Annotated in this window: 25 protein-coding genes and 1 pseudogene; 4 read left to right on the top strand and 22 right to left on the bottom strand. The window is 54.0% G+C overall.

What is annotated here, in order from left to right; all coding sequences use genetic code 11:
* Positions 1-373: 373 nt before the first annotated feature.
* The 5 genes and pseudogenes from LVJ83_RS08740 to LVJ83_RS08715 form a co-directional block, all read right to left on the bottom strand.
* Positions 374-505: pseudogene (locus tag LVJ83_RS08740) on the bottom strand (5-(carboxyamino)imidazole ribonucleotide mutase); the annotation flags it as partial.
* Positions 506-727: 222 nt separating this feature from the next.
* Positions 728-1,216, bottom strand: a complete 489-nt coding sequence (purE, locus tag LVJ83_RS08730; protein ID WP_244784133.1) for a 5-(carboxyamino)imidazole ribonucleotide mutase — start codon at positions 1,214-1,216, stop codon at positions 728-730.
* 110 nt (positions 1,217-1,326) lie between these two features.
* Positions 1,327-2,043: a tetratricopeptide repeat protein gene (locus tag LVJ83_RS08725; RefSeq protein ID WP_244784132.1), complete on the bottom strand. Its 717-nt coding sequence runs from the start codon at positions 2,041-2,043 to the stop codon at positions 1,327-1,329.
* A gap of 13 nt (positions 2,044-2,056) precedes the next feature.
* Positions 2,057-2,725 (bottom strand): class I SAM-dependent methyltransferase, encoded by a 669-nt coding sequence (locus tag LVJ83_RS08720; RefSeq protein WP_244784131.1) that lies wholly within the window; start codon positions 2,723-2,725, stop codon positions 2,057-2,059.
* Positions 2,726-2,748: 23 nt separating this feature from the next.
* The gene (locus LVJ83_RS08715; RefSeq protein WP_244784130.1) at positions 2,749-2,937 is read right to left on the bottom strand and encodes a DUF3460 family protein; all 189 of its coding nucleotides are present in this window, start codon (positions 2,935-2,937) and stop codon (positions 2,749-2,751) included.
* A 466-nt stretch (positions 2,938-3,403) separates the two neighbouring features.
* Here LVJ83_RS08715 and pcnB point away from each other — a divergent pair, with 466 nt between their 5' ends.
* Positions 3,404-4,786: a polynucleotide adenylyltransferase PcnB gene (gene pcnB / locus LVJ83_RS08710; protein ID WP_244784129.1), complete on the top strand. Its 1,383-nt coding sequence runs from the start codon at positions 3,404-3,406 to the stop codon at positions 4,784-4,786.
* Positions 4,787-5,168: 382 nt separating this feature from the next.
* Here pcnB and LVJ83_RS08705 read toward each other — a convergent pair whose 3' ends face one another.
* Positions 5,169-6,398, bottom strand: a complete 1,230-nt coding sequence (locus tag LVJ83_RS08705; protein WP_244784128.1) for a D-alanyl-D-alanine carboxypeptidase family protein — start codon at positions 6,396-6,398, stop codon at positions 5,169-5,171.
* Between the two features lie 310 nt (positions 6,399-6,708).
* Between LVJ83_RS08705 and ilvA the strand changes: the two genes are divergently transcribed.
* Complete coding sequence (gene ilvA, locus LVJ83_RS08700) at positions 6,709-8,238, top strand: threonine ammonia-lyase, biosynthetic (RefSeq protein WP_244784127.1); 1,530 nt, start codon at positions 6,709-6,711, stop codon at positions 8,236-8,238.
* 212 nt (positions 8,239-8,450) lie between these two features.
* On the opposite strand, the gene LVJ83_RS08695 is transcribed toward ilvA, so the two are convergent.
* From LVJ83_RS08695 to mutL, 7 genes are all read right to left on the bottom strand, one after another.
* Positions 8,451-8,984, bottom strand: a complete 534-nt coding sequence (locus LVJ83_RS08695; protein ID WP_244784126.1) for an RDD family protein — start codon at positions 8,982-8,984, stop codon at positions 8,451-8,453.
* Between the two features lie 258 nt (positions 8,985-9,242).
* Positions 9,243-10,184, bottom strand: a complete 942-nt coding sequence (miaA, locus tag LVJ83_RS08690; RefSeq protein ID WP_244784125.1) for a tRNA (adenosine(37)-N6)-dimethylallyltransferase MiaA — start codon at positions 10,182-10,184, stop codon at positions 9,243-9,245.
* Between the two features lie 429 nt (positions 10,185-10,613).
* On the bottom strand, positions 10,614-11,117 hold the full coding sequence (locus LVJ83_RS08685) for a hypothetical protein (RefSeq protein WP_244784124.1): 504 nt from the start codon (positions 11,115-11,117) through the stop codon (positions 10,614-10,616).
* Between the two features lie 10 nt (positions 11,118-11,127).
* Positions 11,128-12,078: a CsgG/HfaB family protein gene (locus LVJ83_RS08680; protein WP_244784123.1), complete on the bottom strand. Its 951-nt coding sequence runs from the start codon at positions 12,076-12,078 to the stop codon at positions 11,128-11,130.
* Positions 12,075-12,659 (bottom strand): hypothetical protein, encoded by a 585-nt coding sequence (locus LVJ83_RS08675; protein WP_244784122.1) that lies wholly within the window; start codon positions 12,657-12,659, stop codon positions 12,075-12,077. Before LVJ83_RS08675 ends, LVJ83_RS08680 begins: the two co-directional genes overlap by 4 nt.
* Before the next feature lie 181 nt (positions 12,660-12,840).
* Positions 12,841-13,185 (bottom strand): hypothetical protein, encoded by a 345-nt coding sequence (locus tag LVJ83_RS08670; protein ID WP_244784121.1) that lies wholly within the window; start codon positions 13,183-13,185, stop codon positions 12,841-12,843.
* Positions 13,186-14,072: 887 nt separating this feature from the next.
* Entirely contained in the window at positions 14,073-16,022 is a 1,950-nt protein-coding gene (gene mutL, locus LVJ83_RS08665) for a DNA mismatch repair endonuclease MutL (RefSeq protein WP_244784120.1), read from the bottom strand.
* 569 nt (positions 16,023-16,591) lie between these two features.
* Here mutL and trmB point away from each other — a divergent pair.
* Positions 16,592-17,302 carry a tRNA (guanosine(46)-N7)-methyltransferase TrmB gene (gene trmB / locus LVJ83_RS08660; protein ID WP_244784119.1) on the top strand — a complete coding sequence of 237 codons (711 nt, stop codon included), beginning with the start codon at positions 16,592-16,594 and terminating at the stop codon, positions 17,300-17,302.
* 433 nt (positions 17,303-17,735) lie between these two features.
* On the opposite strand, the gene LVJ83_RS08655 is transcribed toward trmB, so the two are convergent.
* The 7 genes from LVJ83_RS08655 to LVJ83_RS08625 form a co-directional block, all read right to left on the bottom strand.
* Entirely contained in the window at positions 17,736-18,539 is an 804-nt protein-coding gene (locus LVJ83_RS08655; protein WP_244784118.1) for a DUF4198 domain-containing protein, read from the bottom strand.
* Positions 18,540-18,974: 435 nt separating this feature from the next.
* The gene (locus tag LVJ83_RS08650) at positions 18,975-19,778 is read right to left on the bottom strand and encodes a DUF4198 domain-containing protein (protein ID WP_244784117.1); all 804 of its coding nucleotides are present in this window, start codon (positions 19,776-19,778) and stop codon (positions 18,975-18,977) included.
* A 141-nt stretch (positions 19,779-19,919) separates the two neighbouring features.
* Positions 19,920-20,489: an RBBP9/YdeN family alpha/beta hydrolase gene (locus LVJ83_RS08645; RefSeq protein WP_244784116.1), complete on the bottom strand. Its 570-nt coding sequence runs from the start codon at positions 20,487-20,489 to the stop codon at positions 19,920-19,922.
* A gap of 285 nt (positions 20,490-20,774) precedes the next feature.
* Positions 20,775-21,062, bottom strand: a complete 288-nt coding sequence (locus LVJ83_RS08640; protein WP_244784115.1) for a hypothetical protein — start codon at positions 21,060-21,062, stop codon at positions 20,775-20,777.
* 255 nt (positions 21,063-21,317) lie between these two features.
* Positions 21,318-22,094 carry a malonyl-ACP O-methyltransferase BioC gene (gene bioC, locus LVJ83_RS08635; protein ID WP_244784114.1) on the bottom strand — a complete coding sequence of 259 codons (777 nt, stop codon included), beginning with the start codon at positions 22,092-22,094 and terminating at the stop codon, positions 21,318-21,320.
* On the bottom strand, positions 22,084-23,241 hold the full coding sequence (gene bioF, locus LVJ83_RS08630) for an 8-amino-7-oxononanoate synthase (RefSeq protein ID WP_244784113.1): 1,158 nt from the start codon (positions 23,239-23,241) through the stop codon (positions 22,084-22,086). The genes bioC and bioF overlap by 11 nt, the downstream gene beginning before the upstream one ends.
* The gene (locus LVJ83_RS08625; protein WP_244784112.1) at positions 23,238-23,594 is read right to left on the bottom strand and encodes a hypothetical protein; all 357 of its coding nucleotides are present in this window, start codon (positions 23,592-23,594) and stop codon (positions 23,238-23,240) included. Before LVJ83_RS08625 ends, bioF begins: the two co-directional genes overlap by 4 nt.
* A gap of 151 nt (positions 23,595-23,745) precedes the next feature.
* Here LVJ83_RS08625 and LVJ83_RS08620 point away from each other — a divergent pair, with 151 nt between their 5' ends.
* Positions 23,746-24,264: a M23 family metallopeptidase gene (locus LVJ83_RS08620; protein ID WP_244784111.1), complete on the top strand. Its 519-nt coding sequence runs from the start codon at positions 23,746-23,748 to the stop codon at positions 24,262-24,264.
* A gap of 318 nt (positions 24,265-24,582) precedes the next feature.
* Here the strand turns inward: LVJ83_RS08620 and LVJ83_RS08615 are convergent, their stop codons facing one another.
* Positions 24,583-25,389 (bottom strand): M48 family metallopeptidase, encoded by an 807-nt coding sequence (locus tag LVJ83_RS08615; RefSeq protein WP_244784110.1) that lies wholly within the window; start codon positions 25,387-25,389, stop codon positions 24,583-24,585.
* A 151-nt stretch (positions 25,390-25,540) separates the two neighbouring features.
* The gene (locus tag LVJ83_RS08610; RefSeq protein WP_244784109.1) at positions 25,541-26,257 is read right to left on the bottom strand and encodes an SIMPL domain-containing protein; all 717 of its coding nucleotides are present in this window, start codon (positions 26,255-26,257) and stop codon (positions 25,541-25,543) included.
* Positions 26,258-26,761: the final 504 nt, after the last annotated feature.

Genomic DNA, 26,761 nt, shown 5'->3' with positions numbered 1-26,761 from the left:
TTTCAAAAATGTTCAGACGGCCTTTACTTTAGAATGCCGTCTGAAATTTGGCAAGATATACAGGGGATAAACAATTTTTATCGCCAAATGGTACTGTGATGAAAATAGCGCGGCAATTGCCTGTGAAATAGATTTTGCCATCATTTGAGGCCGTCTGAAAAACACAAACTGCTTTCAGACGGCCTCGAATTTTGCTTTATTCTGCTGCGGGCAAATCCATCGCCAACACGGTTTGGGTTTGCGCGGTGCGGAATTCTGCCGGCTGTTGCGCCAATTCGGGATTATCGCCGGCCAACATGGCTACGGCAAACAGGGCGCTATTTGAGGCCGCCTGAAAAACGCAAACTGCTTTCAGACGGCCTCGAATTTTGCTTTATTCTGCTGCGGGCAAATCCATCGCCAACACGGTTTGGGTTTGCGCGGTGCGGAATTCGGCCGGCTGTTGTGCCAATTCGGGGTTGTCGCCGGCCAACATGGCTACAGCAAACAGGGCACTATTTGAGGCCGTCTGAAAAACACAAACTGCTTTCAGACGGCCTCGAATTTTGCTTTATTCTGCTGCGGGCAAATCCATCGCCAACACGGTTTGGGTTTGCGCGGTGCGGAATTCGGCCGGCTGTTGTGCCAATTCGGGGTTGTCGCCGGCCAACATGGCTACAGCAAACAGGGCAGTATTTGAGGCCGTCTGAAAAACGCAAACTGCTTTCAGACGGCCTCGGATTTTGCTTTATTCTGCTGCGGGCAAATCCATTGCCAACACGGTTTGGGTTTGCGCGGTGCGGAATTCTGCCAGCTTTTGTGCCAATTCGGGATTGTCGCAGGCCAATATGGCTACAGCAAACAGGGCGGCATTGGCGGCGCCGGCCTCGCCGATGGCAAAGGTGGCCACGGGCACGCCTTTGGGCATTTGTACGATGGAGAGCAGCGAATCTTCGCCGCGCAGATATTTGCTTGGCACGGGCACGCCCAACACGGGCACGGTGGTTTTGGCAGCTACCATGCCCGGCAGGTGTGCGGCGCCGCCGGCGCCGGCGATAATGGCTTTGATGCCGCGTTCGCGGGCGGTTTCGGCGTATTCAAACATCAAATCGGGGGTGCGGTGGGCAGAGACCACGCGAGCTTCGTATTCTATGCCGAATTGTTGTAAAAACTGCGCTGCATGCTGCATAACCGGCCAGTCGCTGTTGCTGCCCATAATGATGCCGACTTGAATCATTGGATTTTCCTTTTATGTCAGTGATTTTGCTGTAAAAATGATTTTATATGTTTTAGCCGATGCTCGCGGCGGCATAAGGGTAAGCCTGCCCTGCTGTTTCAGACGGCCTGTCAGCGCAGATTGAGCGCTCGGCGGGCGCGTGTGGCTGCGGGGCTGTCGGGGTAGGTCTGCATCAGTTTGCGCCAAGTGTCGCGGGCGATGTCGCGCTGTTGCATGCGGTATTGGCATTCGCCCACAGCAAATAGGGCTTCGGGGGCGGTGGCGCTGCTGCGGAAACGGTTGGCGTAGCGGCGGCCGATGTTGATGGCTGATTCGCAGTTGGCCAGCTGCCGGTGGTTTTGCAGCAGCAGATACATGCTTTTGCGCGCGGTTTCGCTGCCGTTGCCGCCGCTTTCGGCATTTTTCAGTAATTCGGCGCTGGCAACATAATTACCGAGGCGGTATTGCTGCAAGGCTTGTGTGTAGCGTGCGTTGTCGGTAGGCGGTGCCGCCGGATAGGCCGGTGCGGCGGTGGCGGCAGACGGTTCAGGCAGGGCGGCTGCACGGCGCACCGGTGCGGCTGCCGACGGCGCGGATTGGCGTTCGAGCTGTCGGATGCGGGTTTGCAGGCTGTTGAGCTGGTATTCGAGCCGTGCCACCTGCATGCCGAGATTGTCGATTTGGCTTTGGGTGTCCAGCGTGGGGTAGGGAATGGTGTCGTCGTCGGCTTCTGCTGCAATGGCGGGAGCCGGCGGCAGCGGTGCGGCAGGCGCGGGCGCGGCCGGTTCGATGGCGGCGCAGGCGGTGAGCAGCAGGGCGGATAAGGTTAGCAGCGCGGTGTGGTTCATGTGGGTTCCTGCATTATTTTTTCAGCAATAGGGTAAGGCCGTCGCCAACGGGTAGGGTAATCGGTATGATGCGCGGGTCTTGCGGCAGGGCGGCGTTGAAATTTTGTAAGATTTTCAGGCTGGGCGGGCTGTCGGCATCGGCCGGCTGCATCACGCGGCCGCCGAGCAATATGTTGTCGATGGCAATCAGGCCGCCGCGGCGCACCAGTTGCAGGCAGCGCTCGTAGTATTGCGGGGTGGGCGGTTTGTCGGCATCGATAAAGGCCATGTCGTAGCTGCCTGAGGCACCGTTGTCGATTAATTCGTCGAGTGTGAGTAGCGCAGGCTGGAGGTGCAGGGTAATTTTATCGGCCACACCGGCTTCGTGCCAGCTTTGGCGGGCGATATCGGTAAAGCTGACGTTGATGTCGCAGGCGCTGATTTGCCCGTGCGGCGGCAGCGCCAAGGCCACGGCGGTGCTGCTGTAGCCGGTAAATACGCCGATTTCGAGATAGCGTTCGGCCTGCATCAGCCGCGCCAGCCATGCCAGCAGCGCGGCTTGTTCGGGCGCAATCGCCATTTTGCCGAGCCGGTGGCCGCGCGTGCGGGTGCGCAATGCGGCCAGGGCGGGGTGTTCGGGTTCGCCGATGCTGCGCAGATAGCTGGTGAGTGCGGCATCGATGTTACGGGTGTGGGTGCTCATATGCGCCGTAGCCGTTTGGCGGTTTATTTGACAGATTGGTAGGCGTAGGGCGGTTTGGGCAGCGCGGCTGCTTCAAAATCGGCCTGCTCTTCGGGGTTGAGCTCGACATCCCACAGCAGGGCGCGGTTTTTCAGGCGCTGTTCGGCTTCTTGCGGGTTTTGTTCGATGTAGTTGTCGATAAATTGAGTGACGTCGGATTGGTAGTTGTACATGCTGTTCTCCTGTTAACAGCGCTTATTATAGCCGATAATTTTTGTGAAAACAGCGCTAAAAAGTGTTGATGCGCGGCGGTGGTGTTTTTGCCGTGGTTTTGAGCTGTGGGCAGGTGTGTGGCGTGGGTATTTTCATACAATCTTGTTGCGCTTTTTGTCTTGTATCTGTGTTTTTATCACAAAAAAATCTGAATCATTCTGAATGGTCAGGACACTCTAGACGGGAAAAATAACGGAAACCGGTTTATGCCGGCGGCGGCTCAGGTATAATGCCGGCAGATTGTTAATGGATTGTGAGGCCGTCTGAAACTTTTGCACGGGCATTTTTTGCAGATGATCGTGCAAAGGTTTCAGGAAACCGCTGTGTTTCAGGCGGCCTTAAGCGTTGGTGAATCAAGTTGTGCCGGTATTTTGGCCGTGCCGGTAAGATTCTGAGGCGCTGTTACTGAATGATTGTGAACCCGATATGTTTAAAAAAATTCTGCACAAGGTTTTGCCGGGCAGGGCCGCGAAAACGCGTGCACACAAACAAACCGTGCCTTTTGGCGAACACGGCATCCGTGCCGATATGCTCAGCTTTGCCGCCGAAAAAGTGGTGCGCCGTTTGCACCATGAAGGCTTTGAGGCTTATGTGGTGGGCGGTGCGGTGCGCGATTTGTTGTTGGGCATCGAGCCGAAAGATTTTGATGTGGCCACCAATGCCACGCCGGAAGAGGTGCGCAAGGTGTTTCGCCGCAGCCGCATCATCGGGCGGCGTTTTCAGATTGTGCATGTGATGATCGGCCCGGAAACCATCGAGGTGACGACATTCCGCGGCGGCGGCAAAGTGCAGCAAAACGAGCAGGGCCGCATCATGAAAGACAACACTTACGGCAGCATGGAAGAAGATGCGATGCGCCGCGATTTTACCTGCAATGCTTTGTATTACGACCCGATGCGCCAGCAGATTATCGACTTTCATCAAGGGGTGGCGGCCATCCGCGCGCGCAAACTGGTGATGATCGGCAATCCGGCCGAGCGCTATCAGGAAGACCCGGTGCGGGTGTTGCGGGCGGTGCGCCTTTCGGGCAAGCTGGGCTTTGAAGTAGATGCGGCAACAGCCGAGCCGATTCCGCATTATGCAGGCCGTCTGAAACAGGAGCCGGTGGCGCGTTTGTTTGACGAAATTATGAAGCTGCTGTTTTCGGGGCATTCGCGCGAATGTTTGCAGCAATTAAACAAACTTGGCATTGAGTGCGGCATCCATCCGCTGTTTGATGCCTTGCAAAACACCGGCAATCAGGGCGCGGATATGGTGTCGCTGGCGCTGAAAAACACCGACGAGCGCTTGCGTGCCGACAAATCGGTGTCGGTGGGGTTTGTGTTGGCGGCGATTTTGTGGCCGCAGCTGAACGCGCATTGGCTGCGGAATTCAGCCGCCGGGCAGAAATCGGCGGCGGCCATGAACAGCGCCATTGCCGATTTGCGAGATGAGATTGAAAAAGGTTGGGGCGTGCCGCAACGGTTTGCCGCAACCATGCGCGAAATCTGGGTGTTGCAGCCGCAATTTGCCAACCGCAAAGGCGCCCGCCCGCACCGTTTGCTGGTGCAGCCGCGCTTTCGTGCCGCTTATGATTTTCTGGTATTGCGCGCCCAGCTTGGCGAAGTGGATGAGGCGTTGGCGCAATGGTGGACGGTGTTTCAACATGCCAATGACGATAAACGTCATGAAATGAGCATGAGCAGCAGCGGCGGCTCGGGCGCCCATTATGCAGACAGCCCGGATGAAGAGGTGAAAGAGGACAAGCCGAAACGCAAACGCAAGCGCCGCCCGCGCAAACGCAAGCCGCCGTCTGCTGTTGCCGAATAATATCCATTCACAAAAATAACCTAATGGCGCTGGCTTACTTTTGTGAATGATGGGTATAAAAATAATGGATCTGCAATCTGTTGTATTATCAGGCCGTCTGAAAACGTTTTTCAGACGGCCTGAAGTTGATTCAAAACCGCTAACGCTTGACGATTGGCGCTTTTTTTCATACCCATTCATCGGCTCATCTGTGTTTGAAGCGGGTCGGTTTCGCTAAAACGCAGACACGCCAAGCCAACCAGATCAGTGTGTACTGCTTTCGGCTTTCGGTTTGCTGGCTTGCTTTGATGAATGGGTATAACTTTTTTGAATGGCGCCCAGGCCGTCTGAAAACTAAAAAACCGCTTTTGGGAAAGCGGTTTTTGTTTGGAGCGGGGCAGGTTTATTCGTCGGAGAAAAGGTTTTTAAACCACAGCACAATGCTGTCGTAAGTGCGGCCGAACCAGCCGGCTTCTTCAACGGCGTTGAGCGCCACCACTTCTTTTTCGGCCAGGGTTTGGCCGTTGCTGACGATTTTCAGTTTGCCCAATACCTGGCCTTTTTGAATCGGCGCCAATACGGGCTGCACGGTTTCGAGAATCGGTTTGATGTTTTTGCCTTCGCCGCGCGGAATGCTGATGAAGGCCGGTTCGATAAAGCCCACGTTGACGGCGTTGGCGGCGCCTTTATACACTTTTACTTGCGAAATGGTTTGGTTGGCATCGTAAAGTTTGGGGGTGTCGAAAGATTGCAGCGCCCAGTTTAGGAGTTTGCTGCTTTCGGCGGCGCGCGCTTCGGGGCTGGCGGTGCCCACCACTACCGATACCACGCGGCGGCCGTTGCGTTTGCTGGAGGCGACGAGATTGTAGCCGGCGCTGCTGGTGTGGCCGGTTTTCAGGCCGTCTACGCTGGCATCGCGGTAGAGCAGCAGGTTGCGGTTGGGTTGCTCGATGTTGTTGTATTTAAATGATTTCATTGAGTAAATCGGGTAATACTTGGGGAAATCCTGAATAATGGCGCCGGCCAGTGTGGCCAAGTCGTTAACGCTGGTCAGGTGGCCTTCGGCGGGCAGGCCGGTGCTGTTGGCGAAGAAGGTTTGGTTCATGCCCAGGCGCTTGGCTTCGGCGTTCATCATGGTGGCAAAGCCTGCTTCGCTGCCGCCGATGGCTTCGGCCAGAGTGATGGCGGCATCGTTGCCGGACTGCACAATCAGGCCTTTAATCAAGTCGCTCACGCTGGCAGGGGTGCGCGGTTCGAGAAACATGCGCGAGCCTTCGGCTTTCCAGCCTTGTTCGGATACGCTGAGCATTTGGTCGGGCTTGAGGGTGCCGTTGTCGAGCGCTTTGAAGGTGAGATAGGCGGTCATCAGCTTGGTCAGCGAGGCCGGCTCTACTTGCACGTTTAAGTCTTTTTGTGCCAACACTTGGCCGCTTTGCAAGTCTTTGACCATATAGGCGGTGGCGGCAATTTCGGGCAGAGGGGCGGTAACGGCGGGTTGGGGGGCGGCTGCAGCTGTGTTTGTTTGGGCGGCCGAAGCGGCGGTTTGCGGTGCTGAAGCGGTGCTTTCGGGAGCGGCAACGGCGTATCCGAGCATCATGGCGGCCAGGCTGAGGCCGATCAGGTGTTTTTTCATGGGGTCAAACTTCTCAATGTTCTGAATAAAGATACAGGCCGCCCGTTTCAGACGGCCCGACGATAAAAGGTGGTATTTGCACGTGTTTTCCCGAAAGTGCAGCATCAGGCCGGTATGAGCCGGGGCGCTTTGGGCAATATTCGGCGGTTTTCCGGCCTGGCAGCGCTATTTATGTGCAGGCGCTCAGGTGCATATTATACCTATAATCGTTACGGTTGCTAACATTTTTCTTGCGTTCGGGCGGTCTGCAAGGTATGGTTTTACCTTTGGCCGCGCCGCTTGCCGGCCTTTATCAATTGCTATAACGCCCATGAATGCCAACACGCTTTCTTATTCTGATTATCTGATCCGCATCCTCACCGCTTCGGTATATGATGTGGCCGTGGAAACGCCGCTCGAGCCGGCACGTATTTTGTCGCGCCGCTCGGGCAATAATGTATTGCTCAAACGCGAAGATTTGCAACCTGTGTTTTCGTTCAAAATACGCGGGGCTTACAATAAAATGGCCAAGCTGCCCGCAGAGGCGCTGGCAAAAGGCGTGATTACTGCCAGCGCGGGCAACCATGCGCAAGGCGTGGCGCTTTCTGCACAGCATTTGGGCTGCGAAGCCACCATTGTGATGCCGGCCACCACGCCGCAAATCAAAATTGATGCGGTGCGCAACCGTGGCGGCAAGGTGGTGCTCAAAGGGGTGTCGTATAACGATGCCTATGATCATGCCATGAAAATGGTGGCAGAGAGCGGGCTCACTTATATCGCGCCGTTTGACGACCCCGATGTGATTGCCGGGCAGGGCACGATTGCCATGGAGATTTTGCGCCAAAACCCGGGGCGCATCGATGCGGTTTTTATGCCCATCGGCGGCGGCGGGCTGGCGGCGGGTATGGCGGCCTTTATCAAACAGGTGCGCCCGGAAATCAAGCTTATCGGTGTGCAAACCAATGATTCTTGCGACATGAAACTCTCGATTGCCAAAGGCGAACGGGTGGAGCTGAAAGATGTGGGGCTGTTTTCAGACGGCACCGCGGTCAAGCTGGTGGGCGAGGAAACTTTCCGCATCTGCCGTGATTTGCTCGACGACATCATCACAGTCGACACCGATGCCATTTGCGGTGCCATTAAAGATATTTTCGACGATACCCGCAGCATCGCCGAGCCGGCGGGCGCGCTGGCATTGGCCGGTTTGAAATCATATATCGCGCGCAATCATGCCCAAGGGCAAACGCTGGTGGCGGTGACCAGTGGCGCCAATATGAATTTCCACCGTTTGCGCCATGTTTCCGAGCGCAGCGAATTGGGCGAGGGCAACGAAGGCATTTTCGCGGTGTCGATTCCCGAGCAGCCGGGCAGTTTTTTGAAATTTATCCATATTTTGGGCAACCGCAATATCACCGAATTCAACTACCGCTACGGCGACGATCAAACCGCGCATATTTTTGTGGGCATTCAAACCGCCGGCGTGCAGGATTTGGCCAAAATCAGCGCAGAGCTTACCGAGGCCGGCCTGCCCAATACCGACCTGACCAACGATGAAATCGCCAAAATCCATATCCGTTACATGGTGGGCGGGCGCACCCATAAAGTGCAGAACGAGCGGGTGGTGAGCTTTGAGTTTCCCGAACGCCCGGGTGCGCTGGCCTGCTTTCTCAACCGCATGCAAACGGGCTGGAACATTACCTTGTTTCACTACCGCAACCACGGCGCCGATTACGGACGTGTGTTGGCCGGCGTGGATGTGCCGCCGCAAGACGAGCAGGCATTTCACGATTTTTTGGAAAAGCTCGGTTATGTGTATGAAGATGAAACCCACAATCAGGCTTACCGGCTGTTTTTAGCTTAATAGTTGGTTTTTGCTTCCAAAAACACATCAGGCCGTCTGAAAGCACCGTATTTTCGGTGTTTCAGACGGCCTTAATGTCAGATGCTTCATGCTCATTCACAAAAGTAAGCCAACAAGGCAGCAAGCTAAAGACAAGACAACCCGTAGAACAGGGCGGGCCTCATGCGCTCAGATTGCTTTTGTGAAGGGGTATGAAGCGGCGATGGGGCCGCTCATTTTTGTTGATGGGCTTCATGCCGCAGTTTAACATCCACCAGCCGCGTGCCGGCCAGGTAGTCATACAGAAATTGACGGTCGGCATTGAAAAACGCAAAACCCCACGGCAGTATCCACCAAATCAGCGCCGCACCAAATGCCGGCTTGGGCGGAATGCCGCCGAGATGGCGCAGGCCGAGATAAGCCAGCAGCGGCACAAACACAATCAATACGCAGGCCCACATAAAACGCAGGCGCAATTGCGGCAGCGGCGGGCGCGCACCGCGGTGGTCGGTCAGGCCGATTTTCCATACCCGCATCGGCAGCGTTTGGCCTTGCCCGACCCAATTGAGTTTGAAGTAAAGCCACCAGACCGCCAGCAACACAATGCTGACAACAAGGCTCGACAAGAGCGGCGACAACGTGTTGAACACAGTGGCCGCAATGCCGGCCAGCAGCGCCGCTACAGCGGTAACGGCACCAACCAGCAAGGCTTCGTAAAGCAGCGAAGCCAGGCGGCGTTTGAAGGAAACGGAAGGAAGATTCTGCATGATGAAAACCGGAAAAAAGTTGGAGGATATTTTGCTGCACCTGAGAGTTTGCTGAATGGTTAGGAACCCTAGGGTGTCCTGATGTGTCGTTTATGAGGGGATTTTTGTTCCTGGAAATGCAGATGCAAGGCAAAAAACGCAGCAAGATTGGGTATCTTGCGAGGCTTTTTAACGCAGCAGATGCGTTTTCAGGGGCAGAAAGCACCCATAAATCGAATGGTCAGGACACCCTAGGCCGGCATCAGAAACAGCGCGGCCTTATACTTGGAAATGCCGGTGGGCAAGCGTTAAGGCCGTCTGAACATAATCATCGCCAGCATAAGGATCAATACTGTGCGCCAACGGTATTTTACGCAACCAGGTCAGTTGGCGTTTGGCCAGCTGGCGGGTAGCGGCGATGCCTTTTTCAACAAAGGCATTATAATCGCAAGCACCGGCCAGATAATCCCACGCCTGCCGGTAGCCCACGCAGCGCATAGCCGGCATATCGGCGTTTAAGTCGGGATAGGCCGTCTGAAGCTGCCGCACTTCTTCCACAAAACCCTGTTGCAACATGGCATGAAAACGAGCGGCAATCTGTGCATGCAGCAGCGCACGGTTATCGGGAACCAGCGCAATGCTGAGCAAATCGAGCGGCGGCGTATGGGTTTGCTGTGCGGCAAAATGCGCACTTAACGGCTTGCCGGTCAGCGCAAACACTTCCAACGCCCGTTCGATACGCTGGCTGTCGGCCGGTTGCAGCCGCGCGGCCGTGGCCGGGTCGACGGCTTGCAAACGCGCATATAAGTAGGCCAACCCATGCGCCGCTTTTTCGGCCTGCAATGCTGCGCGGATGGCGGCATCGGCTTGCGGCAGCGCATTGAGCCCCTGCGTGAGCGCATGAAAATACATCATGGTGCCGCCCACAATCAACGGCAGCCTGCCGCGCGCATGCACTTCATTCACCAGCCGCATGCAGTCGGCCACAAATTCGGCGGCACTATAGCTTTGCAGCGGCGAAATAATGTCGATTAAATGATGCGGCACGGCAGCACGCTCCGCCATGCTCGGCTTGGCAGTGCCGATGTTCATATCGCGGTAGACCAGCGCCGAATCGAGGCTGATGATTTCCGCCGGCAGCACCGCGGCAATTTGCAGCGCAAGGCCGGTTTTGCCGCTGGCCGTGGGGCCGAGCAGGGCAAGGGCTTTGGGGTGGGGCATGGTTTCAGACGGCCTGATAAATAATCAGCCATTATAACAGAGGCCGCCTGAAAAGCAGCTGGATGCCGAGCCAACAAAATAACGGATACCCATTTATAAAAGTAAGCTGACAAGGCAGCGAGTAGGCAAGCATACCCGTAGCAACTGTACAGCCTTTGGCCTATCGCTTTGTTAGCCTACTAAAGATATGTGCTTTGCCTTCTTCTTTAAAATCAATCATTTTGAGCATTAACGGAATCAAATGCAACGTTCTGATTAAGCGGTTTATCCACTTGAAATGCGCGATTATCGTTCGCCCTGGATTTGTGAACTGGCAAGCTTTCGTAATCGCGCATTTTTATTACACCCTCCATCATCGAATTTGTGCTTGGGCATGAATTGATATCACTTGCGGCGAAATCCGCACAGCCTGAAGCTGCACAAACCGAATCATTCCACAGGCAGTCGGGCCGGCGGGTCTGTAATATTTGGCGTGGTGGGAATTTTTGCTGACTGTTGTTGTAGGTTTTCCAATTGGGCAGCGTTTTCCTGCTCGATTTGATGCAGTTGCTTAAATTCCGGCAGGGCGAATTTCGACAATTCGGGCAGGGCAGTATGGGCGGCATTTTGAAGCTGTTTGAGCTGGCTGTTGATGTCGGCCAGCGTTTGTTTGTCGGCACCGGTTTGCTTCAGATGCTCTATTTTATAGGCCAAATCCTGTGTTGCCTGACGGCGGTTTAATACGGCTTGCTGCTGATCGGTGTAATGGTAGTAATCCAGTAAAATTCTGCGGTTGGCTTCGATGTTGCTTAATGAGTGGCCGCTGCCGGGGCCCAATTGCTCAGGGTCGAGTGTTTGGGTATTGATGATATAAATTTCTGCCTGAGCTGGCCATGCACACAATAAGCTGAAGGCTATTAATGCTGTTCGGATTTTGTTTTGAGTGTTTGACATTTTTTTGCTCCTAGCAATCAGACTCACGCACTTGGTAGGGGCGCAGGAATTTTTCGAGCAGCTGATACACGCCTTTATCCACCATTTCTTTTACGGCGGCGGTTTTCGGGTCACCTACTTCCACCGAGTAATCAATACCGTAATCTTTGGTGCCGATAAGACGGAAAAAGTTGTTGCCGGTTTTGATGGTATAGAATGTATTGGTCATGCTGACGCTGGCTAAGTCGTTATTTTCAGGCATGCGCACCACAGCACCGGTCCATGAATCAATCAGGCGCAGATTGACGGTGGCGGTGATGGCTTGGGTGTTGTGTGAAAACTGATATTGGTAGATATCTACGCCGATGTCTTTATTGGTGGGCAATACGTTGGTTTCATCGTATTGGGTTACCGCGCCGCTGATGTAGTAATTAGAGGGGAAGATAGTGCCCACCGGCAAATGCTGCAAGGTGGTCATGGTTGATGAAAAATTCTGAATAATGCCGTTGGGCATCACATAGCGCGGGTCGAGGAAATTATTGCGTGAGTCGGTAAGCCCGTCGGGATAGAGCGGGGTTTCGACCACATCGAAATATTTAAAATGTGCCAGCGAGTCCATCACCATATCTGACAGCACGGTAGAATTGAGATCAAACACTTTACCGGTTTTGTCGCGAATCGGTGCCACCGCCATGCGGAACCAGCCTTCGCCTTTCGCTTCACCCGATTTCAATAGGGCTTCACGCTGTGCCAAAAAGAAATCTTTGTGCAAATCGCTCAAACATTGCAGCTTTTTGCCGTAAAACGTGCTGCCGTCGCTGATTTGCTGTGCCCGCGCATCGGCTACTTCCTGCGTTTTATTGCGGCTGTTTTCCGAGGCATAATGCGCGCGCGTGGCCTGCAATGTTGCGGTGCTGCATGCGCTCAGCGTAAAAAGAGCGCCGCAGGCAGTAAGGGTTTTCAGAATAGACCGTGCGCTCATTTTGAAATAGCCTCAAAAGTATTGTTGCCACGGATATTCACCACCATATCGCTGTCATCATCATCACCGAAGCCGGTACATACCACACCGGCACAAGCGCTGCCGCCACTGCTGGATTGGGCGCGGATGGTGCTGTTGCGCGCTTCTACCCGCACGTTGTCAATCTGCACGCGCGATTGGTTGTTGCCTTGTTTCTGATTGTTTTCAATCACCACAATTCCGGCGCTGCCGTTTTTATTGTTTTGGGTAACGCCGTCTGAAAGAATGCGGGTGTTTTGAATCAGAATCTGCTTGTTTTTCGGGTTGTCGATGCGGATAGCAGGCTCTTTGTCGCCCGCTTTCGATACAATCGTGCCGCCTTGCACAATGATTTTATTGCCTTTGGTGGTGATTTTACCGCCTTGCAGGCCGTTGATTTTGATTTGCTCGGTGTTGATTTTTTGTTTGTTGGCCGCAACGCTGGCTTTTTGGCTGACGGAGCCTTTATCTGTGATGGAGTTGGGGGCTGCTGTTGTGGAAACTGCGGCTGCAAGCAATGCGCTGCCCAAAGTGCCCAATATCAGTTGGTGTCGGATATTCATGATATCGCTCCTGCTAAGCTGAAAAATGATTGGCTGTGTGCCGCTAACGGCATCTGTTTCAGAAAATACGATGCAGGCCGAGACTGAGGCAGGCAAAGCCCGACCTGCAAAGTATTGTTGATTCAGATGAATGGCACTATCGGTTGATGCCGACGGCTTTTAGATAAAATGGATGGGGAAATTACTTGGAAATCACACCGCCTGCATAAGCAGCTCCGCCATCTTTTGCAGTGGCTTTGGCTCTAATCGTAGAATTGTCGATAACACCTACCGTTATTTTAGCGTTGACACCTTGCTGGCCTTTCGGTGTGGCAGAAATCACACCGCCGGCCATGGCTTCAGAATCCTTACCGGTTGCATTTGCGGTAGCATCAACGTTGGAATTGGTAATAGTGCCGACGGTAACTGTGCCGTTAGCATTACCTCCGAGCGCTGCTGCGCCTAGGCCGCCGCCAAGACCACCGGCCTGCACACCTGTAGCAGCCAGCATCAAACCCAAAAATAAAGAAATAGAACGCTTTTTCATGATTCAAACCTTTCTTGCAATTCAAAGTAAATATAACCGTTTTATTTCAAACAAACTCAATGGCTTGTTTGAAGTGGCGGTCAAACTGTTGAAGCGAGACTGTAGAACCCGTATTCGGCTGCGCAACCGTAGAAAACTTTAGCACTTTTTATATTTAATCAATAAGTTAACAATAAATGATTAAAGCAATGTGCTATTCGTTTTCTGTTGCTAGGAGTGAGGGATTGGAAAGAAGTTCAAATAAATTTTAGTGGGTATGAATATTTTAAAAAATTCATTAATAGCATAAAAATATTTTTAAGCCGCGCCGGTATTGTGTTTGACGCATATCGGTATGGGGAATAATGGTGTGGAATAAATAGAAAATCGACCTGTAAATATTTTTACAGGTATGCTTTTTAACTTGCCAAGCGGTCGGTGTCTGCTCAAAAAAATAACCCGACATTTTAACGATAGTGGTAACTATAGCGATTGCATCGGGTAGTCATATAAAACCGCAAATCAAAAACAATAGCAGCAACGGCATGGGCGTTGCATACAGCCATTCATAACAATAAGCCAACAAGGCGGCACGCTGAAGACCGTACAAGGAGTACGGCAAGGTGAACCAACGCAGTTAGGTGATTGTTGTGAATGATTTTCAGACGGCCTGAAAGCTTGTTTTGAGCTAACTATACGGAGGATGGCGAAAGCGGTCAGGCAAACGACTTTGCAGGCCGTCTGAAAACCATTTTGTCCATTAGCGGATTGAATAAATGATTTTACTCTGTTGTTTTATCTGTGTTTTTTTTTTGGTTGATTGTGGCTTTGTTTGATGATGCAGAAACGGCAGAAAAGAACAACACTGATGCAGATGTTGTTCCGGTTGCCGACAGTATGAACTGTTGTTACTGCCCGCGCAAAAACAGCGCGTCCAATTCTTTTAAGGTCAGTTTTATCCAGGTGGGGCGGCCATGGTTGCATTGGTTGCTGCGGGGGGTGCGTTCCATGTCGCGCAGAAGGGCGTTCATTTCGGGCAGGGTGAGTTGGCGGCCGGCGCGTACGGAGCCGTGGCAGGCCATGGTGCTGAGGATGGCGTTTTCACGGGCTTCGAGGCTTTGGGCGCTGCCGTGTTCGGCAACTTCGCGCAGCATGTCGCGGGCGAGTGCGGCTACGTCGCTTTTGCCGAGCATCTGCGGCACGGCGCGGACGGCGAGGGTGTTGTTGCCGAGGTCGGAAAGCTCCAACCCGTATTCGCGCAGGGTGTCGCCGTGGTCGGCAAGGGCGGCGGCTTCTTCGTGGCTGGCGGCGAAGGTCACGGGAATCAGCAGTTGTTGTGCGGGCAGGCTGCCGGCTTCGGTGCGGCGGCTTTTCATTTTTTCGTAATTCACGCGTTCGGCGGCGGCGTGCATGTCGATTAGCAGCAGGCTCTCTTCGGCTTGGGCGAGTATGTAAATGCCTAAAAGTTGGGCGATGGCAAACCCCAGCGGTGGGGTGTCGGGCGGTGTTTCATGGCCGTCTGAAAGGTTTTCAGACGGCCTGTCGTTGTTGTTGCCGGTGTTGAAACGTGCTTGCTCGAATTGCTCTAATTCGATGTCGTCGGGCGTGGCGGTTGGGCGGTACAGCTCGGCATAGGTGTTGAGCGCCGCCTGGCTTTCGCGCAGGCTCAGGCCGCGTTGTTGCGGCACTCGGGATGCGGGTGTGTAGGCTGCAGGGGCGGATTTGCCGCTGTTGCCAAAGCTGCCGAAGCTGTTTTGCACAGGCGTGGTTTGCAGCTTGAGGCCGTCTGAAGGGTTTTCAGACGGCGTTTCAATGCCCATGATTTGGTGCAACACCTGCCCGGCATTGCCCACGCTGTCGGTTTGGTCGGCGCGGGTGCCGGCCAGCGCTTTGTTGAGGGTGTGGAATATCAGTTGGTGCACGGCCTGGCTGTCGCGGAAGCGGACTTCGGTTTTGGTGGGGTGCACGTTGGCGTCGACATTTTCGGGCGGTAGTTCGAGAAACAGCACAAAAGCGGGGGTGAGTGCGTTGTGGAGTACATCGCGGTAGGCTTGTTTGACCGCATGCAGCATCACTTTGTCGCGCACGAAACGGCGGTTGACAAAGCAATATTGCTGGCTGCTTTTGCCTTTGGAAAATGTGGGTTTGGCAATCACGCCGGTCAGCCGCATGATGCCTTCGCCGCTGTCGATTTCGATAGAGGCCGTCTGAAAATCTTCGCCGATAATGGCCGCCACGCGTTGGTGCAGGCTTTGGGCGGGGTAGTGGAACACGGTTTTGCCGTCGCGTTTGAGTGAAAAGGCAATTTGCGGATGAGCCAGCGCGAGGCGTTCGAGCATGGTGGCGCAATGGGCGTATTCGGTGCTTTCCGATTTGAGGAATTTGCGCCGCGCGGGGGTGTTGAAAAACAGTTCGCCCACTTCTACGGTGGTGCCGACCGGGTGTGCCGCCGCGCCGCCGGGGTTGAGTTTGCCGTCTGTGGCGCTGATGCGTTGGCCGTGGCTGCTGCCGGCGCGGCGGCTGGTGAGGGTGAGGCGTGAAACGGAGGCAATGCTGGCCAGCCCTTCGCCGCGAAAGCCCATGCTGGCGACGTGTTCCAAATCGGCAAGGCTGGCGATTTTGCTGGTGGCGTGGCGGGAGAGTGCCAGCGCAATATCATCGGCATGAATGCCTGCGCCGTTGTCGGTAACGCGTATCAGCTTGATACCGCCGCCCGAGAGCTCGACATCGATTTCGGTTGCGCCGGCATCGATGCTGTTTTCTACGATTTCTTTCAGTGCGTTGGCGGGGCGTTCCACCACTTCGCCGGCGGCGATTTGGTTGATGAGGTGGTCGGGCAGGGCGGCGATGCGGTTCATGCAAGCTTTCGGAACGGTAATTTCAGACGGCCTTATTATAGCCGATATCGGCATGTTTATTTCAGACGGCCTCAAGCATCGGCTTTTTTTTTTGACTGTTAATATGCAGTGATAATGCCGTCTGAAAACGATATGCGTAAAGAGAAAGGTGTGCCGGCAAGCGGGGGCAATGGGTGGGCGGTGATTGCGCCGAGTCTGCATTTTATTGCCGCTTTGAACATGCTATCAATATTCGATATCAGCGATAACATCATGCCGTGGCGGATAAACCGATAAGCTGCTGATTGCCCGTGCAGGCGGGGTGCTGTTGTGTTGTTGCCGATAAGGTATAATACGGCGGGCAAGATCATTTGAGGCCGTCTGAAAGAATCGTGGGAAACGGATTGAAGCATTCAGACGGCCTGATGCCCATTCAAGAAACAACTTGATGACATCAGCCTGAATATGAAGAGGGCTGTTTTATTGGGTGGAAGTGCCCGCCGGGTCAACCCCGTGTCTGCACCCCCGCCGCCTTGAGGGTTGGCTTTTTGAATGAGCAGAATAACCGATTAGATAATTATTGAGTAAACATGACTGAACAAAACCAATATTCAGAACAAACGTCCGCCGCAGAACACAAGCGCAGTATCCGCAGTTTTGTGTTGCGTCAGGGGCATATGACGGCGGCGCAGCAACGCGCCATCGATACGCTGTGGCCGCAATTCGGTTTAGACTATCAGCCGCAACATGTGGATTTAAACACCTGCTTTGGCCGCGATAATGATAAAGTATTGGAAATCGGTTTCGGCATGGGCGTGGCCACGGTGGAAATCGCCAAACGTCTGCCGGAAAAAGATTTTCTGGCCATCGACGTGCACGGCCCCGGCGTGGGCAATCTGTTGAAACTGATGGAAGAAGAGCAGGCGGCCAACATCCGTGTGATGCGCCACGATGCGGTGGAAGTGGTGGAAAATATGCTGGCCGACGGCAGCTTGGGCGGCATCCACATTTTTTTCCCCGACCCGTGGCACAAAAAGCGCCACAACAAACGCCGCTTGGTGCAAACGCCGTTTGTGGCCAAATTGCTGCCGAAACTGAAAGCGGGCGGTTATATCCATCTGGCCACTGATTGGGAAGAATATGCAGTGCAGATGCTGGAAGTGTTGAACGGTTTTGAGGAATTGCGAAACAGCGCTGCCGATTATGCGCCGACGCCGGCTTACCGCCCCGAAACTAAGTTTGAAGCACGCGGCAAGCGTTTGGGGCATGGGGTGTGGGATTTGGTGTTTGTGAAAAAATAGCCTCTGTTGATAACCCGCGAATCATATGATGCACCAATCATCCGGTTGTGTTGCTGCGTATGAGGTATAAAACATAACAGGCCGTCTGAAACCAAGGTTTTCAGACGGCCTGTTATGCTTTATCGGCAAATATCAGTGGTGGTGCTTATTGTGGCTAAAGGCTAGGGTGTCCTGACAATTCGTTTATGAGGGGATTTTTGTTCCTGAAAATGCAGATGCCAGGCAAAAAACGCAGCAAGATTGGACATCTTGCGAGGCTTTTTAACGCAGCAGATGCGTTTTCAGGGGCAAAAAGCATCCGTAAATCGACACATCAGGACACCCTATAGAAACGGCAATTAAATAACTACATTTTTTTAATCAATCTAATTGTTTTTAAATAGAAATTAAGAAAATATTTTTAGAATTAAAATTGCCGAATCTATAGAATACCCTAACGGCGTTGAGTGCCCACCGGCACAATCAGCGTGGCATAGCTTACCGAATGTTGGCAGACGGCGCTGTCGGCAAACGGCGTTTTATGCACAATTTTCACTTTCCACAAGCCTTCAATCAGCGGAATCAGATTGACTTTTCCCGCTTTATCGGTTTTTGCTGAAAAGGCCTGCGGTTCGCGGTGGTCGTGGGTGGCGGCAAGATCTTTTTCCACAACCGTGTCTGCCGTGGCTGTGACCGTGGCGCCGGCCAGCGGTTTGCCCTGATACAGCACTTGCAATGGAAACAGTGCGCCGGTTGCGGCTTGGTTCGGGTCGGCCAGCGGCACAATTTCCAGCGTTTGGCCGATGGCGCGGCTTGCAACCGCCATATCTGCTTTGCCGCCGCCTGCAACCAGCAGGCTTTTGCCAAACATTTCACTGCGCTCGCAATAATGTGCGCCGGCCACATCGGTCAGGCTGCCTTGTTGCCAGCCTTTGTCGTTTTTGCTCCAAAACGTGGGGCGGTAGGTGGCGCTCACCCAATAAGTGCCTTGGGCTAAAGGCTTGGCAGACGTGTAGTGATAATTTTCGCCGTGCTGTGTCAGCTTGCGGCTGCTGTGGGCGCCGGTAAGTTGCAAGGGCAGAAAAATATGTTCGCGGTCGGCCGCTATGGTTTCGGGGTTGGGAAAGTCGTGGTTATAAGCCAAATCGGCATGCAACACTGCGCCGGCGGGCAAATGGGCGGGCGCGTTCACCCACACTTCGTGTGCGTGAGCGGGTAAGGCCAAACCGAGCAGGGCGGTTGATAAGAGCAGTTTCATTTTTTTCCTTAAAAACGGGTGTGGGCGGATTGTAAGGAACGCCCGGCCAAAGTGTTTTGACTTCAAACAAACTGTAGTAAATATTTTAATAATTACTACCAAATATGGAGCGGTATCATACTGATGGCGGATGCTGATTTAAAAAAAACGGCCGGCAAGATGAAACATGGCACACACGGTAAGGTAAGCCAGAGTTTCGGTGCCGGTTTTTGTAAAATACTGTTTTGGTAGAAGCATTTATCATGCCGTTATTCCGGCAGTTATCGGAATGGCGTTAACCGAACGATTGCCGCCGCTGCAACAGGAGTTTTGCAAAGATATCAGCTGATTTTTTGAATAAATAGAATTCAGTATGCTACAGGCCGTCTGAAACCGGGTGAAATATGGGTTTCAGACGGCCTGTCGCAGATATCAGAATTCCGCTATAGGCGGCGGTCAATGATGGGCGTGGCCGATTTGGAATGTCAGCGTGGCGTAGCTGGCCAGATTCTGGCAGGTTTTTTGATCGGGGAACTGTGATTTGTGCACCACGCGGGCTTTCCAAAAGCCTTGTCGCAAGGGGATGATTTGGGTGCTGCCGTCGTCAAGTGTGGTGTCTGAAAAAGCCTGTGCTTCCACTTTATGCACTTTCGGATCGGGTTGGCTGAAGCCGTCGAAGGTGGCAGTGAGGGTGGCGCCGGGCAACGGTTCGCCGTTAAACAGCACTTTGACCGGAAACGCTTCGCCCACGCGGATGTTGGCGGGGTTATCGAGCGGCACGATTTCAAGACCTTGGCCGGCGGGGCGGGTAATTACGGTTTTGCCGGCGCTTTCATGGCCGACGTTTACAATATTTTTAGCATACATGCGGGTTTGTTCGCAGTATTCGGCATCGGGCATTTCAACCATGTTTTGCTGTTTCCAGCCGGCGCTGTTTTTCGACCAAAAAGTGGGGCGGTAGGTGCCCAACACCAAAAAACTGCCTTCGGCAACAGGCTTTTTGCTTTGATACTGATAATTGTGCGTGCCTTTTTGCACCAGGTTTTCAGTGCCTTTTTCGGTAACCAGCTGTAAGGGCTGGCTGAAAATATGTTTGCGGTCTTGCGGAATCGGCGTCAGCTCGGGAAAGTCGCCGTAGCCCAATTCGGCTTTCAAAATTTCTCCGCCGTGTGTGTGGGCGGTTTCTACCCAAATTTCATGGGCGTGGGCGCTGCCGATAACGGCCGACAGCAATGCTGCGCTGAAGAGAATGCGTTTCATTTTGGCTCCTTTACAAGAAAATCAAATGTTATAATATATCATTAACTTTGTAAAGAAAAGGCCGTCTGAAAAAGGTTTCTTGAATCATAAAACCAATCATCAAAGGCATACTGATTCATCAAACGGCCACCGGCAAATCTCTTATCGGCTGACGGCCAGCATCGGCATCAGCGCTTCCCACACCGGTGGCAAAGCGGTGAAACCGTCGCTTGCCATCAAATGGCCGCCATTGGCAATCCAGCTGACCGGGCTGCCGAGTTTCGCGGCCATCTGCTCGGAAAGGGGCGGCGGCACATGGGTGTCGTTGTCGGAAATCAAACAATGCACCGGCATATCAATGTTGATGAGTGCTTCAAAATCCGGTGCCGAAGCTCGGATGTAATCATCTAATACGGGCAGCGGCGGCAGCGTTGCGGCAAAGCCTGCCGCCAGCACCAGCCCGCCGATTTTTTCGGGGCGGTGGCGGCTGAGGAAGTGCAGCAGGGTGATGCAGCCCAAACTGTGGCCGACCAAGAAAGTGTTGCCGGCGGGCGCGCCGATGTGCTGGTCGAGTTTGTGCTGCCAGGCCGGTGCGGAAGGATGACCGGGGTCGGGCATGTGCAGGGCGCTGGCTTCGGCGCCGTGTTCGCGCACTTTGGCGGAAAGCCAGTCGAACCAGTTGCCGTTGGGGCTGCCTTCGTATCCGTGTACAATAAACACGCGTTGGGTCATGTGGGTTTCCTTTCGGGCGGGCGTTTCGTTCAGACGGCCTGCGTTTATTGAGTCTGAAGCGGGCGGGATGGCTGTGCGTATCAGCATTGCTGCGTGATAGAGGTTTATTGTGCCTGAGTTTGTGGTGGAGGCACAACTGTTTGGCGGCTGCCGCTGTGTCGTGTAATCAATCGAATGGTCAGGACACCCTAGGCGGCTGGGCTGGTTAAAAGCTTGTCGCGAGGCAGATAAGGATTGAGGCCGTCTGAACAATGGTTCAGACGGCCTCAATCAGGCGATGGGCGCTTATTTGCAGTTTACGCCCTGAATTTGCGGTTTGCTGCCGCTGCCCACTTTAAATACACATTTGGTTGCGCTGCTGCCGGATACGGTCAGGCTGCCGCCGGCAAGGTTTAAGTTGACCGGCTCTTTCACGCCCATGCTCACTGCGGTGGCGGCCAGTTTTTGCACGTCGTCTTGTGTGTAGGCAGTGTTGTTGGCGGCTACTTTGATGTCTTTGGCTGCGTAGGCGTTAACGCCGAAGGCCAGTGCGGCGGCGCCGGCAAGCAAGGCAAAGATTTTGGTTTTTTTCATCGGGTTTTCCTTTATGGCGTGTGAAATCACACTTGGTAGGTTGTCAGAGTAGGGGCAAACACGGGGATTTGCAAGGTTTTGGGGGTGTTTTTACGGGAAGTTGTGGTATGTATGCCTGATTTTACGTGTTATCGTCGTTTAACTTGCTTGTTTGCCTGAGCTTGAAGAGAGCCGGTTTCGAGAGGGTACCGAAGTGCTGAGCCAATCGGCGCCGAGTGTAAGGGCTGCCGCCAATGCGGCGGGGCGGCTTTCGGTTTAGGTGTGGGCGATGAGGTAGGTGATGCGGTAGTCCAGCGGCAGTTTGCCTTCGGGTGTGCGCAAATTTTCATAAGCGGTGCAAAAGCGCTGCCAGCGGTGTTTGCCGGTCAGCCCGCGTTGGTTGCGGCCGAGCACATGGTTGGCGCCGGTGCTTTTCAGGCTGTGCAGCAGCCCGCGCAGGCTGTCGAAGGTTTGGGTGAGGGTTTCGGTGTGAACATGCACCGATGTAAAGCAGGAAAAAGCGGCGCGGATATCGGCTTCGCTCAAAAAGCGGTTAACGTGCGGTGCATCGTCGGCCGCTTGCCAGGCATGGCGCAATTGCCACAGGCTGTCTGCGCTGATGGTGGCCACTGCCGCACAGCCGCCGGGGCGGGTAACGCGGTGCATTTCGGCGGCGGCGCGGGGCAGGTTGCCGCACCATTGCACAGCCAGATTGCTGAAACACAGCCCGATGCTGCCGGCTGCCAGCGGCAAGGCTTCGGCATCGCCCAGCAGGCAGGCGTGGGCATGGCGGTGTGCGCTGATGTGGCGCAACATGCCTTCCGCCAGATCCAGCGCCCATACTTGAGCGCCCTGCATTTGCATGATGCGGCTGAAATGGCCGCTGCCGGCACCAATATCGAGCACGGTTTGTCCGGGCATGTGTGCCGGGGCATCCAGCAGCTCAAGCAGACGCATGCCGCTTTGGCGCTGCAAAGCCGCGGCTTGGTCATAACCGGCTGCGGCTTGGCTGAAGGCGCGGGCGATGTGGTGTTTGGCGTTTTCAGATGGCATGATACAGGCTTTCTGCCAGGCGCATGATGTGGCTTTCTTCGTGTGCGGCGCTGAGGGTGATGCGCAGCCGCGCCTGTCCGGCCGGCACGGTGGGCGGGCGAATGGCCGGCACATACAGCCCTTGCTTGCGCAGTTTGGCCGCCAGGGCAAGCGCGGTTTCATTGCTGCCGCAGATAAAGGGTTGGATGGGTGTGTGTGAAGGCAGCAGCCGCTCGGCGAGGTTGTAATGATGTAAGGCCGTCTGAAACAGTGCGATATTGTGTTGCAGCCGGCTGCGCAAATCATCGGCCGTACGTATGTATGTGAATGCGGCGGTAAGTGCGGCGGCCTGCGCCGGTGGAATGGCGGTGCTGTAAATCAGATGGCGGGCGGTTTGGGTGAGGTATTCGGCGGTGATGCGGTTGCACAATACGGCAGCGCCCATGCTGCCGAGCGCCTTGCCGAAAGTAATGATCAGCACATCAGGCTGCACGCCGGCTGCCGCGGCGCTGCCTTTGCCTTCATCGCCCAATACGCCGATGCCGTGTGCATCGTCAATCAGCAGCAGGGCTTGGTGGGGGCGGCAAAGTGCTGCCAGACGGGGCAGGTCGGCGCAATCGCCGTCCATGCTGAATACGCCCTCGCTTGCCACGATGATGCGGCGGCCGCTGTATTCGGCCAGCCGGCCGGCCAGCATCTGATGGTTTTGGTGCGGAAAACGCCGGAAAACGGCGGGGCTCAGCGTTGCGGCTTCCTGCATGGATGCGTGGCAGTATTTGTCGGCCAGCAGCACGCTGTGTTTGTCGAGCAGGCCGAGCAGCAGGGCTTGGTTGGCAGCAAATCCGCTGGCAAACAGCAGGGCGCGGTCATAGCCCAGCCAATCGGCCAATTGGTTTTCTAATGCTTCGTGGGCATCGGTGTGGCCGCTGACCAGAGGCGAACCGCCGCTGCCGCAGCCATATTGCGCCAATGCCTGCTGCCAGGCGGCAATGATGTTTTCATGATGGCTGAGGCCGAGATAATCGTTGCCTGCAAAATTCACATAGTAAACTCCGCCGCTTTCCAGAAAAGGCGGCCGTATGCCGGCACGGCGCACCCGGCGGCTGCGGTAGGCCTGCCGGTTGTGCTGTTGCGCCAGAGCGGCTTGAAAATGCTGGTTCCAGTTCATAAAAAAACGGGCAAACAATCAAACGGGCAAGTGTGTATGCTTTCAGACGGCCTGTCAAACCTTATTGGTTGAGGCCGTCTGAAAGCGGTGGTTTGAAGCGGTTTTAGCTGCATTGATAACTGCATTGATAAGGTTGGTGCCAACCCGCTATGGCTGTTTGGCGGCATCATCATTGTGCGCACTGCTTTGTTGCCCGGTATATCAGCACACCCTAGGGTGTCCCGACAATTCGATTTACGGGTGTATTTTGCCCCTGAAAACGCATCTGCTGCGTTAAAAAGCCTCGCAAGATGTTCAATTTTGCTGCGTTTTTTGCCTGGCATCTGCATTTTCAGGAACAAAAATCCCCTCATAAACAAATTGTCCGGACACCCTAGGGCGTGCTGCCGGTAGTGAATATTGAATGATGCTGATAGAATGTAACAGCCATATTGGATAACCATGATAATCCGCCGCAAGCCGTGATGAGCCGTTTGCCGGCGCCTGCTTTTGAGTATCTGTGAAATGAATCCCAAAAAATTGCTCAAACATTTGCTTTGGCTGCTGGTGGCCGTAACGTTGGTTATCGGTTTGCAGCCTTATTGGGCGCCTTATTGGTGGCGTGCCAAACTGTTGCAGGAGCCGGCACCTGCATGGCAAAGTCTGCCCAATCCGCTGCCCGGCCAACGTTTCAGCGATACCTGGGGTGCCGCGCGCAACAACGGGCGCAGGCATGAGGGCGTGGATATTTTTGCCCGACGCGGCACACCGATTTTGAGCACCACCAAAGGCGTGGTCAACCGTGTCGGCCGCAACAATCTGGGCGGCAATATTGTCGGCATTACCGGCCCTGGCGGGGTGTGGCATTATTATGCGCATTTGGAAAGCTTTGCCGAAATCAAGGAAAACGACTGGATTGAAGCGGGCACGGTTATCGGCTATGTGGGCGACAGCGGTAACGCCAAGGGCACGCCGCCGCACTTGCATTATGGTGTTTACACCCGTGAAGGGGCGGTGAATCCTTATCCTTTAATCAGGCAGTAGGGCTTGTTTGCCATCCGAACGGTCAAAAACAATATTAAAACAGGCAAGCCGGAGTGATCCGCTTGCCTGTTTTCAGACGGCCTGAAGCTTTAGGGTGTCCTGACAATTCATATATCATCATCTTTTTTGTGCTAAAAGCACATCTGCTGCGTTAAAAAGCCTCGCAAGATGTCCAATCTTGCTGCGTTTTTTGCCTTGCATCTGTACTTTTATCACAAAAAATCTAAGTAATTCTGAATTGTCAGGACACCCTAGTAAAAGCACCGTTATGCGTGGTGCATTCAATCAATTGCTGCCGTATATTGGGCGCAATTTCATTCAGCGGCGTTTATTACGTTCGTAAATCGGCATCACTTCAGGCAGCATTCTGCGAATGGCGTTGATACGCGCGTTGTTGGTGGGGTGGGATGAGGTGATGGCATTGAGCGTGTTGTTGTTGTCGCGCACGTTGTTCATTTTTTCCCACACCGTAATCGCCGCCTGCGGATTGTAGCCCGCTTCTGCCATCAGGCGCACACCGCCGGCATCGGCTTCGCTTTCCTGGCTGCGCGAGAAAGGCATGTTGACGCCGTATTGGCTCAGCAATTCGGTGGAAAGCCCGGCGGCGTTGCTGCTGATGCCGGTGGTGGATTGCAGCACCGCGCCGCCGATATTGGCAGCCAGGCCGGTGAGCACTTGCTGGCCGACAGCGCGTTTGCTGTGTTCAAGCAGGGCGTGAGTCATTTCATGGCCGACCACGGCGGCGATTTCGTCATTGCTCAGTTTCAGGCGGTCAACCATGCCGGTATACATCGCCATTTTGCCGCCGGGCATGGCCCATGCGTTGAGCTCGTTGGATTTAATCACGCTCATCTGCCAGTTGAACGGCACGCCGGTTTTGTTGGCCTGGTTGGCATAAGGCTTGAGGCGGTTGAATACGGTGTGGATGCGGCGCGAGGTTTGCGAGGTGGTGTCGAGAATCTGCTTGCTTTGCGCCTGCTGTACCACTTGAGTGTAGCTTTTGGCGGCGCTGGCGTTGAGGGTGGCGCTGTCATAGCCCACCATATCGGCTACCGAGGTGCAGCCCGAAAGCGCGGCGGCGGTGGCAATAAAGGTGCTCAGGCGTAGGAAACGGGTTTTATTCATGTGGCGCTCCGTATGTTTGGCAGGATATTAAGACAGGGTTAAGTAACATATCATTTATAAAAACCGCATAAAAGGCCGTCTGGATGGTTTGATGCGACAAATCTGCCAATTGTTCAGACGGCCTTCAGGATATCGGCGTTTTTCTAAAAGCTTACAGCTGAATCGTGCCGTTAACGGTAATGCTGATTTGTTCGGTGCCCGGGTTGGGCGTTTCGGCGATTTCGCCGGCACTGCCGGCTTTCATGGCGCGTAAGGCCATCGGCGCGGCTGCGTCGGCATATGCAGACATCACTTCCTGATTGCCGATTTGGCCGAGATCCAAACTCACGATTTTGTAGCCGCGAAAGCCCAATGTGCGCGCTAACGTTTCAGCGCGGGATTGAAAGCGTGCCAGCGCGGCTTTGCTCACTTCATCAATCACTTCTTCGCGTTTTTGTTTGGACACGCTAAACGAGGTGTTTTGAAGGTTGGCTTCGTTTTGCGCTTCGGCAATCAGGCGGTTTAATGCGGTGAAATCTTTGCTTTCCACTTTGATTTGTGCGGTTTCCTGCCAGCCGATTTGGGTGCGCTTGCCGTTTTTATATTCGTAGCGCGGGTAGGCGTTGCGGCCGAGCAGTTCGCTTTTAAAGGCGCGGTTGGCCTCGATACGCTGGGTAAGGGTATTGTATTTGCGTACAAAAGCGCGGTTGACTACAGCACGGTCGCGGCCTTCTTCGTTAACGGTCAGGCGGATAATCATGGTGTCGCGCGGCACCTCTGCATTGGCGCTTTCGGCAAACTGGACAATGTTGTAATTCAACGGCTCAGCCGCAACAGGAAAGGCGGCAGTGGCGGCTAAAGCAGCCAACAGCAAGGTTTTTTTCAACATGCGGTTGCTTTCAAATGAATCAATACGCCGATAAATTTAACACAGTTTCATCGGGCGGTTTGAAAAGTTAAGTTAAAGTGCAAGGCTGTGAAACCGTTGTATCAGGCCGTCTGAAAGCATGGTCTTTCAGACGGCCTGATATTGAATAATCAGATTTTTTGTTATCGGTTCTCCACGTGAATCGGTTATTCTTCCGGTTATCACAAGGCCGTCTGAAACCTGATTTTATGGTTTTCAGACGGCCTCGGCTTATCTGAATTAATGCTAATTCGAGTTAATGCCCATTCAAGCAAAAAGTGCGCGGGCGGAGCTTATGCTAGGTTGGCGTTGCTAACCGTTGGCAGCAATTTTATCAAGACAAGGCCGTCTGAAACCTGATTTTATGGCTTTCAGACGGCCTCGGTTTATCTTAATAGATTCGACAATTTAATTCTAAAAATTTCTCTTTTTAAACAATTGGATTGATTTAAAAAATGGAGTGATTCAATTGCCGTTTCTATAGCT

Origin of the sequence: Uruburuella testudinis (assembly GCF_022870865.1) — a bacterium.
Taxonomy (GTDB): Bacteria; Pseudomonadota; Gammaproteobacteria; order Burkholderiales; family Neisseriaceae; genus Neisseria; species Neisseria testudinis.
Note: the sequence above shows the minus strand (reverse complement) of the source record. Positions and strands in the feature narration are given on the sequence as shown.

Bases quoted from the DNA above. Each gene is read 5' to 3' on its own strand.
- LVJ83_RS08680 (WP_244784123.1), bottom strand. From the start codon at position 12,078: ATGAGCGCACGGTCTATTCTGAAAACCCTTACTGCCTGCGGCGCTCTT.
- LVJ83_RS08610 (WP_244784109.1), bottom strand. From the start codon at position 26,257: ATGTTGAAAAAAACCTTGCTGTTGGCTGCTTTAGCCGCCACTGCCGCC.
- purE (WP_244784133.1), bottom strand. From the start codon at position 1,216: ATGATTCAAGTCGGCATCATTATGGGCAGCAACAGCGACTGGCCGGTT.
- LVJ83_RS08625 (WP_244784112.1), bottom strand. From the start codon at position 23,594: ATGAGGGGATTTTTGTTCCTGAAAATGCAGATGCCAGGCAAAAAACGC.
- LVJ83_RS08720 (WP_244784131.1), bottom strand. From the start codon at position 2,725: ATGAGCACCCACACCCGTAACATCGATGCCGCACTCACCAGCTATCTG.
- miaA (WP_244784125.1), bottom strand. From the start codon at position 10,184: ATGCCCCACCCCAAAGCCCTTGCCCTGCTCGGCCCCACGGCCAGCGGC.
- mutL (WP_244784120.1), bottom strand. From the start codon at position 16,022: ATGAACCGCATCGCCGCCCTGCCCGACCACCTCATCAACCAAATCGCC.
- trmB (WP_244784119.1), top strand. From the start codon at position 16,592: ATGACTGAACAAAACCAATATTCAGAACAAACGTCCGCCGCAGAACAC.
- LVJ83_RS08655 (WP_244784118.1), bottom strand. From the start codon at position 18,539: ATGAAACTGCTCTTATCAACCGCCCTGCTCGGTTTGGCCTTACCCGCT.
- LVJ83_RS08645 (WP_244784116.1), bottom strand. From the start codon at position 20,489: ATGACCCAACGCGTGTTTATTGTACACGGATACGAAGGCAGCCCCAAC.
- ilvA (WP_244784127.1), top strand. From the start codon at position 6,709: ATGAATGCCAACACGCTTTCTTATTCTGATTATCTGATCCGCATCCTC.
- LVJ83_RS08705 (WP_244784128.1), bottom strand. From the start codon at position 6,398: ATGAAAAAACACCTGATCGGCCTCAGCCTGGCCGCCATGATGCTCGGA.
- LVJ83_RS08640 (WP_244784115.1), bottom strand. From the start codon at position 21,062: ATGAAAAAAACCAAAATCTTTGCCTTGCTTGCCGGCGCCGCCGCACTG.
- LVJ83_RS08725 (WP_244784132.1), bottom strand. From the start codon at position 2,043: ATGAACCACACCGCGCTGCTAACCTTATCCGCCCTGCTGCTCACCGCC.
- LVJ83_RS08715 (WP_244784130.1), bottom strand. From the start codon at position 2,937: ATGTACAACTACCAATCCGACGTCACTCAATTTATCGACAACTACATC.
- LVJ83_RS08670 (WP_244784121.1), bottom strand. From the start codon at position 13,185: ATGAAAAAGCGTTCTATTTCTTTATTTTTGGGTTTGATGCTGGCTGCT.
- LVJ83_RS08675 (WP_244784122.1), bottom strand. From the start codon at position 12,659: ATGAATATCCGACACCAACTGATATTGGGCACTTTGGGCAGCGCATTG.
- bioF (WP_244784113.1), bottom strand. From the start codon at position 23,241: ATGAACTGGAACCAGCATTTTCAAGCCGCTCTGGCGCAACAGCACAAC.
- LVJ83_RS08685 (WP_244784124.1), bottom strand. From the start codon at position 11,117: ATGTCAAACACTCAAAACAAAATCCGAACAGCATTAATAGCCTTCAGC.
- LVJ83_RS08615 (WP_244784110.1), bottom strand. From the start codon at position 25,389: ATGAATAAAACCCGTTTCCTACGCCTGAGCACCTTTATTGCCACCGCC.
- LVJ83_RS08620 (WP_244784111.1), top strand. From the start codon at position 23,746: ATGAATCCCAAAAAATTGCTCAAACATTTGCTTTGGCTGCTGGTGGCC.
- LVJ83_RS08695 (WP_244784126.1), bottom strand. From the start codon at position 8,984: ATGCAGAATCTTCCTTCCGTTTCCTTCAAACGCCGCCTGGCTTCGCTG.
- LVJ83_RS08650 (WP_244784117.1), bottom strand. From the start codon at position 19,778: ATGAAACGCATTCTCTTCAGCGCAGCATTGCTGTCGGCCGTTATCGGC.
- pcnB (WP_244784129.1), top strand. From the start codon at position 3,404: ATGTTTAAAAAAATTCTGCACAAGGTTTTGCCGGGCAGGGCCGCGAAA.
- bioC (WP_244784114.1), bottom strand. From the start codon at position 22,094: ATGCCATCTGAAAACGCCAAACACCACATCGCCCGCGCCTTCAGCCAA.